This is a genomic window from Streptomyces sp. T39 (assembly GCF_008042045.1).
Classification (GTDB): Bacteria; Actinomycetota; Actinomycetes; order Streptomycetales; family Streptomycetaceae; genus Streptomyces.
The window spans coordinates 1080081-1092630 of the sequence record NZ_RDBP01000012.1 but is presented as its reverse complement, the minus strand read 5'-3'; the positions used below and the strand labels follow the sequence as shown (position 1 = coordinate 1092630).

Sequence of the window (12550 nt, the reverse complement as noted above, 5' to 3'; positions counted from 1 at the left end):
CGTACGGGGAGCTGCCCATGTCACCGACCCTATCGGCGACTTCTCCTCGCGTCCCTCACACGGCGAAGCCGGTTGACGGTCACCGGGTCGTGCGCGAGGGCCCGCCGGTCGTCGAGGAGGGCGTTGAGCAGCTGGTAGTAGCGGACCGGCGACATCCCGAGCTGCTCCCTGATCGCCCGCTCCTTGGCGCCGTGCCGGGCCGGGGTGTCGTCGGGCGGCGTTAGGTTGGATCGTATGACCGACGAGTCCGCCAGCCCCGTCTCGCCAAGCCCGGTGCCGCCCGGTGCGCTCAGCGAACGCGAGAGCGCTGTTCTCGCCATGGAGCAGCGCTCCTGGCCGGGGCCCGGCGCCAAGGAGCGGGCGATCAGGGAGCAGCTCGGGATGTCGCCGGTCCGCTACTACCAGCTGCTCAACGCCCTCCTCGACGACCGGCGGGCCCTCGCGCACGACCCGGTGACCGTCAACCGGCTTCGCCGTGTGAGGGACGCGAGGAGAAGTCGCCGATAGGGTCGGTGACATGGGCAGCTCCCCGTACGCACACACCATGCCGACGCCGTCCACGCCCGAGGGCCGTGACGGCCTGGCGGCGATCCTCGACCGGCCGGCCGGCACCGTCGTCGCCCTCGACTTCGACGGCACCCTCGCCGACATCGTCCCCGACCCCGAACAGGCCCGCGCCCACGAGCGCGCCGTCCCCGCGCTGGCCGCGCTCGCGCCCCGGGTGGGCTCGGTCGTCGTCATCACCGGCCGGCCCGCCGGGGTCGCCGTCCGCTACGGCGGCTTCGCCGGTGTCGAGGGCCTCGACGGCCTGGTGGTCCTCGGCCACTACGGCGCCGAACGCTGGGACGCGGCGACCGGCACCGTGACCGCGCCGGCCCCGCACCCCGGTGTCGCCGCGGTCCGTGCCGAACTGCCCGGCTTCCTCGACCGGATCGGCGCGTGGCAGGGCACCTGGATCGAGGAGAAGGGGCGCGCGGTCGCCGTTCACACACGCCGCGCGGAGGATCCGCAGGCGGCGTTCGACGCCCTGCGGGAGCCGCTGGCGGCACTCGCGTCCCGCCACGGGCTCGTCCTGGAGCCGGGCCGCATGGTCCTCGAACTGCGGCCCCCCGGCATGGACAAGGGCGTGGCGCTCGCCGAGTACGTGCGGGAGGTGGGGGCCACGTCGGTCCTCTACGCCGGGGACGACCTCGGGGACCTCGCCGCCTACGCGGCGGTGGACAAGCTGCGCTCGGACGGGACTCCCGGGGTGCTGGTGTGCAGCGGGGACGAAGTGCCGGAGCTGGCCGAGCGCGCGGACGTGGTGGTCGCGGGGCCGGGGGCCGTCGCGGACCTCCTGGCGGCGATCGCGGAACGCCTGGGCTAGGCCCGCGCGGGGGCGGTGCCCTGCGGCGGTGTCTTCGCGGCGAGGTGCCTTCGCCCTGCGGCGGTGTCTTCGCGGCGAGGTGTCTTCGCCCTGCGGCGGTGTCTTCGCGGCGAGGTGTCTTCGCCCTGCGGCGGTGTCTTCGTGGCGAGGTGCCTTCGCCCTGCGGCGGTCCTGCGCGCCGGGGTCGATGGGGGCCGCGTTCTCCGTCCTGCGCCGCCCGTGCGGGCGGCGTCTGCGCGGGGGCGCCGCCCCCGCGGCGCAGCCTTCCGACGCGCGGGCGCGAGCGAACGGCCCCCGAGCGAGGCCCGCGCGCCCCGCATGGCCGGTCAGAGCGCCCGGAGGGCCTCGAGCTGGTCGAGGAACCAGCGGCGGGGTGGGAGGGAGGTCGCCGCCGCGGCCAGGTGCTTGGTGCGGTCGGCGCGTTCGGCGGGCGGCATCGACAGGGCGCGGTGGAGGGCGTCCGCCGTGGCCGTGACGTCGTACGGGTTGACCGTGATCGCGAACTCCCCCAGCTCCGCGTGGGCGCCCGCCTCGCGGGAGAGGACGAGGGCGCAGCCCGCGTCGGAGACGACGGGGACCTCCTTGGCGACGAGGTTCATGCCGTCGCGGATCGGGTTGACCAGGGCGACGTCCGCCATGCGGTAGGCCGCCAGCGACCGGGCGAAGTCGTCCTTGACGTGGACGACGACGGGCGTCCAGCCGGGCGTCCCGTAGGTGTCGTTGATCTCCGCGGCCAGGCGGGACACCTCGGCGGTGTAGTCGCGGTAGACGGCGAGGTCCTGCCGGGACGGATAGGCGAGGGCGATGTGCACGACCCGCTCGCGCCACTCGGGGCGGCTCTCCAGGAGCTCCCGGTAGGCGAGCAGCCCGCGCACGATGTTCTTGGACAGTTCGGTGCGGTCGACGCGGACGATCGTCCGGCGGTCGGGGCCGACGGCCTCGCGCAGCTCGGCGAGGCGTTCGTCGACGTCCGGGCGGTGGGCGCGCTCGCGCAGGAAGTCGGCGTCGGCGCCCAGGCCGTGCACACCCGTCCCGGTGCGGCCCGTCCCGCCGACGAGGTGGTCGCAGCAGGCCGTGAACGCGTCGGCCCAGCGACGGGTGAGGAAGCCGAGCCGGTCGGCGCCGAGCATGCCGCGCAGCAGCTCCTCCGCGATGTCGTCGGGCAGCAGGCCGAAGTACTCCGGCGGGGCCCACGGCGTGTGCGAGAAATGGCCGATTCGCAGGTCCGGGCGGAGCTCGCGCAGCATGCCGGGCGTCAGGGCCAGGTGGTAGTCCTGGACGAGGACGGCGGCCTCGGGGGCGGCCGCCTCGGCCAGGGCCTCGGCGAAGGCGCGGTTGTAGGCGCGGTAGGAGTCCCACTGGCGGCGGAACTCCTGGTCGAAGGCCGGTTCCAGCGGGGTCTGGTAGAGCATGTGGTGCACGAACCACAGGACCGAGTTCGCGATGCCGTTGTAGGCGTCCGCGTGGACGGCCGGGTCGATGTCGAGCATCCGTACGCCCGGCTCGCCGACACCGCGCCGCACGGCCTCGCGGTCGCCGTCGCCGAGGGCGGCGCACACCCACAGCGACTGCTCGCCGGAGCCGATGGCGGAGAGGCCGGAGACGAGGCCGCCGCCTCCGCGGCGTGCTTCGATTTCCCCGGCCTCGGTCGCCGTGTAGGAGACCGGGCCGCGGTTGGACGCGACGAGGATCTGGGCAAGGTCGGTCACCATGTGGCGAACCTAGCCCGTGCCGGGTCCCCTCAAACGTGCGTACGGCTCCGGCGCAGGTCAGTGGTCTCGTTTCCGGCCACGGGACGCCGCGACGGCGATCACACCGGCGGCGGTGAGGCTGAGCGCGACCCCGCCGAGCAGCCACAGCTGCTCCGCGGTCGACCCGGTCCGCGCGAGCTCGGCCGGGGCCGAGTGAGCGGCGTGAACGGCATGGGCACCCCGGACCGGCGGAGCCGCCTGTGCGGCCTGTGCGGCGTGGTCCCCCCGGCCGGCAGGAGCCGCCGCCACAGCCGTCCGGGCAGCCGTGGCGGCGGCGGCCACCGGGACGTGCCCGGGCGCCTCCACCGGATCGGACACCGGTACGGGCACGGCGGCCACCGGGGGCCCGGCGGGAGGCGCGCCGGCGGCCGGGGCGGGACCGGCCGCGCCGAGGAGCGCGGTCGCGGTGACGGTGAGGGTGCCGAGGAGCCGGGCCGCCCGTGAGGGCGCGCGGCGGGCACGGGTGCGGCGGACGTCAGGGGTGAGGGCGTGCAGCAGGGCGTACATACCTCGAAAAGGTAGACAAAATGACCGGCCGCGCCGGGTTATGCCGCGCGACGCGCCGCGTACTCACCGATCTCGCGCATCGGCGGCCGCTCCTCCGTGTCCACCGGGTGCGTGCGCGGGACGAAACCGTGCGCGGAGCGCTCGAACTGGGTCAGTGCCGGGCGGACCAAATGCCCGCGCGCCAGACGCAGTTGGGCGGTCCGGTAGATGGTCGCCGCCATCCGGCCCAGGGCCTGGCCGTCCTGGTGGCGGTGGAGGCGGGTGCCCACGTCGACCTGGGCGAGGGCGTCCATGCCGACCAGGTTCAGGGCGTCGACGAGCAGACCCAGCTCGACGCCGTAGCCGACCGGGAACGGCAGCTGTTCCAGCAGGGTGCGCCGGGCCGCGTACTCGCCGCCGAGCGGCTGGACGAAGCCGGCCAGCCGCGGCCAGTGCAGGTTGAGCAGCGGACGGGCCACCAGCTCCGTGACGCGGCCGCCCTGACCGGGCTCGTTGCCGTAGGGCCGGTCGTACATCGCCTTGACGAACTGCACCTCGGGCTCGGTGAGCAGCGGGCCGACGATCCCGGAGACGAAGTCCGCGGAGAACTCGCGCAGATCCGCGTCGACGAAGCAGACGATGTCGCCGCCGGTCGCCAGCAGCGAGCGCCACAGGACCTCGCCCTTGCCGGGCACCGCGGGCAGCCGCGGGAGTATCGCGTCGCGGTGCACCACCCGGGCGCCCGCCCTGCGCGCGACCTGTGCCGTCCGGTCGGTGGACCCGGAGTCCACGACCACCAGCTCGTCGACGAGCGGCACCGCCTCCGTCATCAGCTCGTCGCGTATCACCGTGACGATCTCGCCGACCGTGGCCTCCTCGTTCAGGGCGGGGAGGACCACGCTGACCGTGGTGTCCTGCTTGGCGGCGAGCAGCCGGTCCAGGGGACGGTCGGCCACCGACCAGGACCGCCGGGCCAGCCAGCGCTCCACCTCATCCAGCACGTGATCTCCATCTCGCGGATCGGACGACCAGCTCAAACCGTCCGGGGGTTCGGTTACAGTCTTGAACAACGCAGGCGGCCGTCGCATGTCGGGGTCGTTCCGCGGACCAGCTCAACAATCGAATACCGCTCATCCAGAGGGGCAGAGGGATACGGCCCGTTGAAGCCCCGGCAACCCTCCAGCCGGTCTCGTTCTCATCAGAAGCGAGGCTCCCGGCTAGGGAAGGTGCCAAATCCGTCTCATGGCGAGATGCGCCATGAGGAAGATGAGGAGAAAGGGCCTCGCCTCCATGGCTTCACAGACCGTCGTGACCACGACCGACACCGTCGACCTCGGGCCCGCCGCCGGCCTCTCCTGCCGCGAGTGCGGCGAGCGCTTCGCCCTCGGACCGATCTTCGCCTGCGAGATCTGTTTCGGGCCGCTCGAGGTGGCCTACGACTTCCCGAGCGGCGACCCCGAGGGTCTGCGCAAGCAGATCGAGAACGGTCCCGAGAACATCTGGCGCTACGCCCCGCTGCTGCCCGTCCCCGCCGACGTCGCGGGCAAGCCGAATCTGAACCCGGGGTGGACCAAGCTCGTCCAGGCCGACAACCTCGCCCGCGAGCTGGGCGTCGAGACCGGCAAGCTCTACGTCAAGGACGACTCCGGCAACCCCACGCACTCCTTCAAGGACCGCGTCGTCGCCCAGGCCATCGAGGCCGCCCGCGCCTTCGGCTTCACGACCCTGTCGTGCTCGTCCACCGGCAACCTGGCCGGCGCGGTGGGTGCCGCCGCGGCCCGGGCCGGTTTCCGCAGCTGCGTCTTCATCCCCCACGACCTGGAGCAGGGCAAGGTCGTCATGGCCGCGGTGTACGGCGGCGAACTCGTCGGCATCGAGGGCAACTACGACGACGTGAACCGTTTCTGCTCGGAGCTCATCGGCGATCCGGCGGGCGAGGGCTGGGGCTTCGTCAACGTCAACCTCCGCCCGTACTACGGCGAGGGCTCGAAGACGCTGGCGTACGAGATCTGCGAGCAGCTCGGCTGGAGGATCCCCGACCAGATCGTCATCCCGATCGCCTCCGGGTCGCAGCTCACCAAGATCGACAAGGGGCTCCAGGAGCTGATCAAGCTCGGGCTCGTCGAGGACAGGCCGTACAAGATCTTCGGTGCGCAGGCCGAGGGCTGCTCCCCGGTGTCGGTGGCCTTCAAGGCCGGCCACGACGTGGTCCGCCCGCAGAAGCCGGACACCATCGCCAAGTCCCTGGCGATCGGCAACCCGGCCGACGGGCCCTACGTCCTGGACATCTGCCGCCGCACCGGCGGTGCCGTCGAGGACGTCACCGACGAGCAGATCGTGGACGCGATCAAGCTGCTGGCCCGCACCGAGGGCATCTTCACGGAGACCGCGGGCGGTACGACCCTCGGGGTGGCGAAGAAGCTGATCGAGGCCGGCGCCATCGATCCGTCCCTGACCACGGTCGTCATCAACACGGGTGACGGCCTGAAGACCCTCGACGCGGTGGCCCCCACAGCGGGTATGTCCGCAGTCATCCGCCCCAACCTGGACTCTTTCCGAGAGGCTGGCCTCGCATGAGCGTCAACGTCCGCATCCCCACCATCCTGCGCACCTACACGGGCGGCCAGGCCGAGGTGACCGCCGAGGGGTCGACCCTCGCGCAGGTCATCGAGGACCTGGAGAAGAACCACACCGGGATCGCCGCCCGCGTCCTGGACGACCAGGGCAAGCTGCGCCGCTTCGTGAACGTGTACGTGAACGACGACGACGTGCGCTTCGAGCAGGGTCTGGAGACCGCGACGCCCGAGGGCGCCGGCGTCTCGATCATCCCCGCCGTGGCCGGCGGTTGCTGATCCTTTCCCGCGTTTCTCGCCCGGTTCGAGGGCGAGTTACCCAGAGTTACCGAATTGCCCCCTCCGCGAGAGAAGCGGAGGGGGCAATTCTGCATGGTTAGACGCGATAGAGTCTGGGAAGCCCCCTCCGCCGACCCGGCTTGAATGCGCCCCGGACCGCAAGAATGCGGCCAAAGTCTGCGGTCGAATTGCCTCAAAAGCACCGCTTTGTCGGGCCCGACTTGCCCGGGAAATCAGCGGATTCGCATGGATCGGCCGATCGGTCCTGCCCGGATTTCTCCTCCGACTGACCTGTTGCAGAGGGCAGTTGGGCAGATACATTCAGCCGCGGTCGACGCGTTCCGGCGCACACCCCTCCTGTCGGGGTGAGGTCTGACCCGGGTCCGCGAAGTGCGGTCCTGCGCAAGGGCCAGTAATAGGGGAGTTAGGCATGGCTCAGGGCACCGTCAAGTGGTTCAACGCGGAGAAGGGGTACGGCTTCATCGCGGTCGACGGTGGTGCGGATGTTTTCGTCCACTACAGCGCGATCCAGATGGACGGGTACCGCACCCTTGAAGAAGGTCAGCGAGTCGAATTCGAGATCTCGCAGGGCCAGAAGGGTCCGCAGGCGGACATGGTCAAGCTCGCCGTCTGATCCGACTGATCCAGGCGCGTTCGGCCACCGACGCACTCACACACGAGGGGCTCGCTTCCCACCGGGACGCGGGCCCCTCGTGCGTGTGCGTGCGCCCGCCCGTCACTCGAAGGCGCTTGCACTCTCGGGGGTCGAGTGCTAATCATTGGCGTTAGCACTCTCCCAGTGAGAGTGACAGAACTTGGATCGTGCCGGTGAGGTCGGCAAGCCGGGTGGGGCAAGGAACCACCGGGCTCGCGGACCGTCCGTCGCGGGCGCCTGACGCGATCCGAAGCAATCCACCCCAGTCCGGGAGGACCACTTCACATGGCCAAGATCATCGCGTTCGACGAGGAGGCACGGCGCGGTCTCGAGCGCGGGATGAACCAGCTCGCCGACGCCGTCAAGGTCACCCTTGGCCCCAAGGGTCGCAACGTCGTCCTCGAGAAGAAGTGGGGCGCCCCCACGATCACCAACGATGGTGTCTCCATCGCCAAGGAGATCGAGCTCGAGGACCCGTACGAGAAGATCGGCGCCGAGCTGGTCAAGGAAGTCGCCAAGAAGACGGACGACGTCGCCGGTGACGGCACGACGACCGCGACGGTCCTGGCCCAGGCTCTGGTCCGCGAGGGGCTGCGCAACGTGGCCGCCGGCGCCAACCCGATGGCTCTGAAGCGCGGCATCGAGAAGGCCGTCGAGGCCGTCTCCGGTGCGCTGCTGGAGCAGGCGAAGGATGTCGAGACCAAGGAGCAGATCGCTTCCACGGCCTCCATCTCCGCCGCCGACACCCAGATCGGCGAGCTCATCGCCGAGGCCATGGACAAGGTCGGCAAGGAAGGCGTCATCACCGTCGAGGAGTCCCAGACCTTCGGTCTGGAGCTCGAGCTCACCGAGGGCATGCGCTTCGACAAGGGCTACATCTCGGCGTACTTCGCCACCGACATGGAGCGTATGGAGGCGTCCCTGGACGACCCGTACCTCCTGATCGTCAACTCCAAGATCGGCAACGTGAAGGACCTCCTTCCGCTGCTGGAGAAGGTCATGCAGTCGGGCAAGCCGCTGCTGATCATCGCCGAGGACGTCGAGGGCGAGGCCCTGTCGACCCTGGTCGTCAACAAGATCCGCGGCACCTTCAAGTCCGTCGCCGTCAAGGCCCCGGGCTTCGGCGACCGCCGCAAGGCCATGCTGAACGACATCGCCATCCTCACGGGCGGCACGGTCATCTCCGAGGAGGTCGGTCTCAAGCTCGAGAACGCCGGCCTGGACCTGCTGGGCCGCGCCCGCAAGGTCGTCATCACCAAGGACGAGACCACCATCGTCGACGGTGCCGGTGACAGCGACCAGGTCGCCGGTCGGGTCAACCAGATCCGCGCCGAGATCGAGAACAGCGACTCGGACTACGACCGCGAGAAGCTCCAGGAGCGCCTCGCGAAGCTGGCCGGCGGCGTGGCCGTCATCAAGGCCGGCGCCGCGACCGAGGTCGAGCTCAAGGAGCGCAAGCACCGCATCGAGGACGCCGTTCGCAACGCGAAGGCGGCCGTCGAGGAGGGCATCGTCGCCGGTGGTGGCGTGGCCCTCATCCAGGCCTCCTCGGTCTTCGAGAAGCTGGAGCTGACGGGTGACGAGGCGACCGGCGCCAACGCCGTGAAGCTCGCCCTGGAGGCCCCGCTCAAGCAGATCGCCGTCAACGGCGGTCTCGAGGGTGGCGTCATCGTCGAGAAGGTGCGCAACCTGCCCGTCGGCCACGGCCTCAACGCCGCGACCGGTGAGTACGTCGACATGATCGCCGAGGGCATCATCGACCCCGCGAAGGTCACCCGCTCTGCCCTGCAGAACGCGGCCTCCATCGCGGCGCTCTTCCTCACCACCGAGGCCGTCATCGCCGACAAGCCGGAGAAGGCGTCCGCGCCGGCCGGCGGCGGCATGCCGGGCGGTGACATGGACTTCTGATCCTCCGCGGATCGGACACGTCCTTCGGTACCGAGGGCGGCACCCCACTCCCAGGGGGTGCCGCCCTCGGGCGTTTCCGCGGAGCGGCGGGGCCCGGCTCCCGGCTCAGCGGGGGTGGTGCAGGTCGCGCCAGGTGCGGGGGGACATGCCGTACGCGCGCTTGAACACCTTGCTGAAGTGGGTCGCGTCCACGAAGCCCCAGCGGCGGCCGGTCGCGGCGATGGTGCGCAGGCGGCCGTGCGGGCCGGCCAGTTCGCGTCGGCACTCGGCCAGGCGCCGGGCGCGGACGTGGTCGCCGAGGCTGATGCCGGAGCGGGACAGCACGGCGTAGAGGTGCCGTACGGAGATGTCGTGCGCGGCGGCGATCGTGGCCGCCGACAGGTCGGGGTCGGCCAGGTGCTCGCGGATGTACCGGGTGATCCGCAGGCCGAGAGTCGCCTCCAGCGGCCCCCTGGCCCGGGTCGCGTCGCCGTGCCGGGACGTCAGGACGGCACGCAGAAGCTCGATGCTCGGCTCCACGACGGCGTCGGCACGGGCGCCCTGGTGCAGGGCGTCGTCGGCGGCCAGCCGGGAGAAGTAGTCGAAGGCGAGGCGTGCGACGGGGTCGCCGGGGCCCAGGGCGAGTGCGCCGGTGTCCCGCAGCAGCCGGTCGGGGAGCGCGAGCGCCGAGCGGGGGAAGCGCAGGAAGTGGTGGTCCACTCCCTCGTCGAAGAGCAGCGTGTAGGGAGCGATCGACTCGTAGACGGCGCATTCGCCCGGCCGCAGGACGCATTCGCGGCCGTTCTGCGCGACCAGGCTGGTGCCGGACACCTGGAGCCCCAGGAAGACGGCCGGCTCCTCGTCGTCCCCGCGGGCCTGCCGTGCCGTGCGGTGGATGGTGACCGCGGTCGCCCGCGCCGAACAGATCCGCAGGGGGCCGACGGCGCCGAGCCCGATGCGGACGGACATGTCCTCGGCCGGCGGGCCGTGGTCGATGTCGACCGCCACCACCGATTCCCACACCGCGTGCCGGACCACTTCCTCGCGGTCCCCCGGCGGCACGAAGGCGGTGTCCAGGACCGGACTCATGAGGCGGCCCTCCGTCCGCGGCGGTCATGACCCCGGCCCGGCGACCCCTCGGCCCGTTCCCCCACACGTCCCCCTCGACACGCAACGGCTGCCGGGGTCCCTGCCGCGTTCGCGCCCTCCCCGAAGGTGTGCGCCACCGACCAGGACCCCTGCACGGATGACACAGCCCGGCGTCCACGACGACCCTAAGGTCCATGGCCGAGACAGTCGCTGAGACGACGTCACCGACCGGAAGGGTTGCACCGTGCAACGAGCAATGACCAGACGCCGCACGCGGTTCGGCGTGCTGGGGGCCGCCGCGCTCCTCCTCGGCGCCGGCCTGACGGCAAGCCCGATGATGACCACACCGGCCCACGCCGCCTACGGCCCGTGCAACACGACGGTGCAGCGCACCGACGGGGTGGCCGTCAACAACTACTACGTGGTGCCCGCCCGCACCGGCAACGGTCTGAGCTGCTACATGCAGTGGCAGACGGGCAGTTCGAACGCGGTGACTGCCTTGCAGCGGGCCATTCTGCGCTGCTACGGCAGCACTCCCGCCGCCGAGCGGATCCGCGACAGCGGCGGGGCGGACGGCGTCTACGGCACCGGCACGGTGGAGGCCGTCCGGTGGCTCCAGGCCAACCGCCTCGGCGTGAGCGCCGACGGCGTCTACGGGCCGGCGACCCGTGCCGCGATGTGGTGGCCGGACTACTGGCGCGACCCCTCCGACGGGAGCGTGGAATTCATCGACTGCTACAACCCGCCGTTCTGACCCCCCGCCACGGCCGGCCGTCCCGGCCGTGGCCCGGGCCCGTCCACCGGGCCGCCGGTCTCCTGCCCTGGGGCAAACCCCCCTGGGAAGAGGCCGGTTGGCCCCGTGGGAGGCGGCGGCGGGGCGCGGGAGGCTCATGCCATGACTTTCACACGCACCTTCCGCCGCCCCGCCGTCACCGTCGCCCTCACGCTGCCCGCGCTCGCCACGGCGCTCGTCGCGCTGCCGCCCGCGGACGCCACGGCGGCCCCCGCCGGTGCCACCGCGATCCAGTGGGGCCCCTGCACCGGGATGAGCGGGCTCGACCCGCGCCAGGAGTGCGGCACCGTCTCCGTGCCGCTCGATCACGCCGACCCGTCCGGCCCCCGGCTCGACCTCGCCGTCTCCCGCATCGCGAGCGAGAAGCCCGCAGCCCGCCGCGGCACCCTGCTGATCATCCCCGGCGGCCCCGGCAACCCCGGCCTGCACGAGCCCTCCCGGCGCGGGCGGCAGCTCCCGCAGTCGGTGCGCGACGCCTACGACGTCGTCAGCTTCGACCCGCGCGGCGTCGGCCGCTCGGCCCCCGTCTCCTGCGAACTCCCGCACGAGGATTTGGCGATGGAACGCCTGCGTCCCTGGCCCGCCGCCGACGGCTCGATCGACGCCGCCATGGCCACCGCCCGCCGCCTCGCCGACACCTGCGAGGCCGGCGACACCGAGATGCTGCGCACCATGAGCACCCGCAACGAGGCCCGGGACATCGACCGCATCCGCCAGGCGCTGGGAGAGCGGAAGCTGTCCGCCTGGGGCGTCTCCTACGGCACGTACGCGGGGGCCGTCTACGCGCAGATGTTCCCGCACCGCACCGACCGCTGGGTCCTCGACAGCAACGACGACCCCGACCCGAAGCGGGTCGCCCGCGGCTGGCTCGCGAACTACGCCGTCGGCGTCGAGGACTCCTTCCCCGACTTCGCCGCATGGGCGGCCGACCCGGCCAACCCCGACCGTCTCGCCGAGCACGCGGACGAGGTCCGGCCGATGTTCCTCGCGCTCGCCGCCCGCCTCGACCGGGAGCCCATCCCCTGGCGGGGCGCCAACCCCGAGGAGCTGAACGGCAACGTCCTGCGGCAGGCCCTGCTCGACAGCCTGTACAGCGAGAAGCGCTTCCCGGTCGTGGCCCGCCTGATCGCCGCCGCGCGGGACGGCGGGCCGCTGCCCGCCGCCGTCACCCTGCCGGACGAGGCGATGCAGAACACCGTCGCCGCCTCCCTGGCCACCATCTGCAACGACGTGGACGCCTGGTCGGGCGACGGGCAGGAGGTCTACGAGAAGGACGTCGCCGACAGCCGCGCCCGTCATCCGCTCACGGCCGGTATGCCGGTCAACGTCATGCCGTGCGCCTTCTGGGACCTCGGCCCCTCCGAGCCCACGACCCGCATCACCCCGCAGGGCCCGTCCAACGTGCTGATGATCCAGAACGCGCGCGACGTGGCCACCCCGCTGGCGGGCGCCCTGAAGCTGCGCGCGGCCTTCGGGGACCGGGCCAGGATGGTCGTGGTGGACTCGGTCGGGCACGCCGCCTACGTCGACAACGGCAACGCCTGCGGCGACGCGCAGGTGACGCGCTTCCTGCTGACCGGGGAGCGTCCGGCGGGGGACGTGTACTGCGGGGAGCAGGGCGCCTGATCGCCACCCCATGGCTGCTGCTGCTCACGGCCCCGGTGGTGATGG

General features: G+C 71.9%; 13 protein-coding genes and 1 riboswitch. Of the genes, 8 read left to right on the top strand and 5 right to left on the bottom strand.

What is annotated here, in order from left to right:
• Positions 1-29: 29 nt before the first annotated feature.
• Complete coding sequence (locus tag EAO77_RS05765) at positions 30-320, bottom strand: DUF3263 domain-containing protein (protein WP_147988970.1); 291 nt, start codon at positions 318-320, stop codon at positions 30-32.
• Here EAO77_RS05765 and EAO77_RS05760 point away from each other — a divergent pair.
• Complete coding sequence (locus EAO77_RS05760; protein ID WP_147987006.1) at positions 235-507, top strand: DUF3263 domain-containing protein; 273 nt, start codon at positions 235-237, stop codon at positions 505-507. The two genes, EAO77_RS05765 and EAO77_RS05760, sit on opposite strands and share 86 nt — an antisense overlap.
• Before the next feature lie 10 nt (positions 508-517).
• Positions 518-1366, top strand: coding sequence for a trehalose-phosphatase (gene otsB, locus EAO77_RS05755; protein WP_147987005.1), 849 nt, complete (start codon positions 518-520; stop codon positions 1364-1366).
• Positions 1367-1692: 326 nt separating this feature from the next.
• On the opposite strand, the gene EAO77_RS05750 is transcribed toward otsB, so the two are convergent.
• From EAO77_RS05750 to EAO77_RS05740, 3 genes are read right to left on the bottom strand one after another with little or no spacing between them, the layout of a single operon-like run.
• Complete coding sequence (locus tag EAO77_RS05750; RefSeq protein WP_147987004.1) at positions 1693-3078, bottom strand: trehalose-6-phosphate synthase; 1386 nt, start codon at positions 3076-3078, stop codon at positions 1693-1695.
• Positions 3079-3135: 57 nt separating this feature from the next.
• Positions 3136-3624: a hypothetical protein gene (locus EAO77_RS05745; protein WP_147987003.1), complete on the bottom strand. Its 489-nt coding sequence runs from the start codon at positions 3622-3624 to the stop codon at positions 3136-3138.
• 38 nt (positions 3625-3662) lie between these two features.
• Positions 3663-4604: a glucosyl-3-phosphoglycerate synthase gene (locus EAO77_RS05740; RefSeq protein WP_147987002.1), complete on the bottom strand. Its 942-nt coding sequence runs from the start codon at positions 4602-4604 to the stop codon at positions 3663-3665.
• Positions 4605-4730: 126 nt separating this feature from the next.
• Positions 4731-4876, top strand: a riboswitch (SAM riboswitch).
• A gap of 17 nt (positions 4877-4893) precedes the next feature.
• Here EAO77_RS05740 and thrC point away from each other — a divergent pair.
• From thrC to groL, 4 genes are all read left to right on the top strand, one after another.
• Positions 4894-6180 (top strand): threonine synthase, encoded by a 1287-nt coding sequence (gene thrC / locus EAO77_RS05735; RefSeq protein WP_147987001.1) that lies wholly within the window; start codon positions 4894-4896, stop codon positions 6178-6180.
• Positions 6177-6455, top strand: a complete 279-nt coding sequence (locus EAO77_RS05730) for a MoaD/ThiS family protein (RefSeq protein ID WP_147987000.1) — start codon at positions 6177-6179, stop codon at positions 6453-6455. The genes thrC and EAO77_RS05730 overlap by 4 nt, the downstream gene beginning before the upstream one ends.
• A 430-nt stretch (positions 6456-6885) precedes the next feature.
• Complete coding sequence (locus tag EAO77_RS05725; RefSeq protein WP_005315736.1) at positions 6886-7089, top strand: cold-shock protein; 204 nt, start codon at positions 6886-6888, stop codon at positions 7087-7089.
• Positions 7090-7395: 306 nt separating this feature from the next.
• A complete protein-coding gene (gene groL, locus EAO77_RS05720; RefSeq protein WP_147986999.1) occupies positions 7396-9018 on the top strand; it encodes a chaperonin GroEL in 1623 nt (540 codons plus the stop codon).
• Positions 9019-9123: 105 nt separating this feature from the next.
• Here the strand turns inward: groL and EAO77_RS05715 are convergent, their stop codons facing one another.
• Positions 9124-10086, bottom strand: a complete 963-nt coding sequence (locus EAO77_RS05715) for a helix-turn-helix domain-containing protein (protein ID WP_147986998.1) — start codon at positions 10084-10086, stop codon at positions 9124-9126.
• Positions 10087-10342: 256 nt separating this feature from the next.
• Between EAO77_RS05715 and EAO77_RS05710 the strand changes: the two genes are divergently transcribed.
• Both EAO77_RS05710 and EAO77_RS05705 read left to right on the top strand, forming a co-directional pair.
• A complete protein-coding gene (locus tag EAO77_RS05710; RefSeq protein ID WP_261993812.1) occupies positions 10343-10840 on the top strand; it encodes a peptidoglycan-binding domain-containing protein in 498 nt (165 codons plus the stop codon).
• Positions 10841-10981: 141 nt separating this feature from the next.
• The gene (locus EAO77_RS05705) at positions 10982-12505 is read left to right on the top strand and encodes an alpha/beta hydrolase (protein WP_147986996.1); all 1524 of its coding nucleotides are present in this window, start codon (positions 10982-10984) and stop codon (positions 12503-12505) included.
• Positions 12506-12550: the final 45 nt, after the last annotated feature.

Excerpts from the sequence above, each read along its gene's own strand:
- EAO77_RS05760 (WP_147987006.1), top strand. The coding sequence starts at position 235 with ATGACCGACGAGTCCGCCAGCCCCGTCTCGCCAAGCCCGGTGCCGCCC.
- EAO77_RS05765 (WP_147988970.1), bottom strand. The coding sequence starts at position 320 with ATGGCGAGAACAGCGCTCTCGCGTTCGCTGAGCGCACCGGGCGGCACC.
- otsB (WP_147987005.1), top strand. The coding sequence starts at position 518 with ATGGGCAGCTCCCCGTACGCACACACCATGCCGACGCCGTCCACGCCC.
- EAO77_RS05750 (WP_147987004.1), bottom strand. The coding sequence starts at position 3,078 with ATGGTGACCGACCTTGCCCAGATCCTCGTCGCGTCCAACCGCGGCCCG.
- EAO77_RS05745 (WP_147987003.1), bottom strand. The coding sequence starts at position 3,624 with ATGTACGCCCTGCTGCACGCCCTCACCCCTGACGTCCGCCGCACCCGT.
- thrC (WP_147987001.1), top strand. The coding sequence starts at position 4,894 with ATGGCTTCACAGACCGTCGTGACCACGACCGACACCGTCGACCTCGGG.
- EAO77_RS05730 (WP_147987000.1), top strand. The coding sequence starts at position 6,177 with ATGAGCGTCAACGTCCGCATCCCCACCATCCTGCGCACCTACACGGGC.
- EAO77_RS05725 (WP_005315736.1), top strand. The coding sequence starts at position 6,886 with ATGGCTCAGGGCACCGTCAAGTGGTTCAACGCGGAGAAGGGGTACGGC.
- groL (WP_147986999.1), top strand. The coding sequence starts at position 7,396 with ATGGCCAAGATCATCGCGTTCGACGAGGAGGCACGGCGCGGTCTCGAG.
- EAO77_RS05715 (WP_147986998.1), bottom strand. The coding sequence starts at position 10,086 with ATGAGTCCGGTCCTGGACACCGCCTTCGTGCCGCCGGGGGACCGCGAG.
- EAO77_RS05710 (WP_261993812.1), top strand. The coding sequence starts at position 10,343 with ATGACCAGACGCCGCACGCGGTTCGGCGTGCTGGGGGCCGCCGCGCTC.
- EAO77_RS05705 (WP_147986996.1), top strand. The coding sequence starts at position 10,982 with ATGACTTTCACACGCACCTTCCGCCGCCCCGCCGTCACCGTCGCCCTC.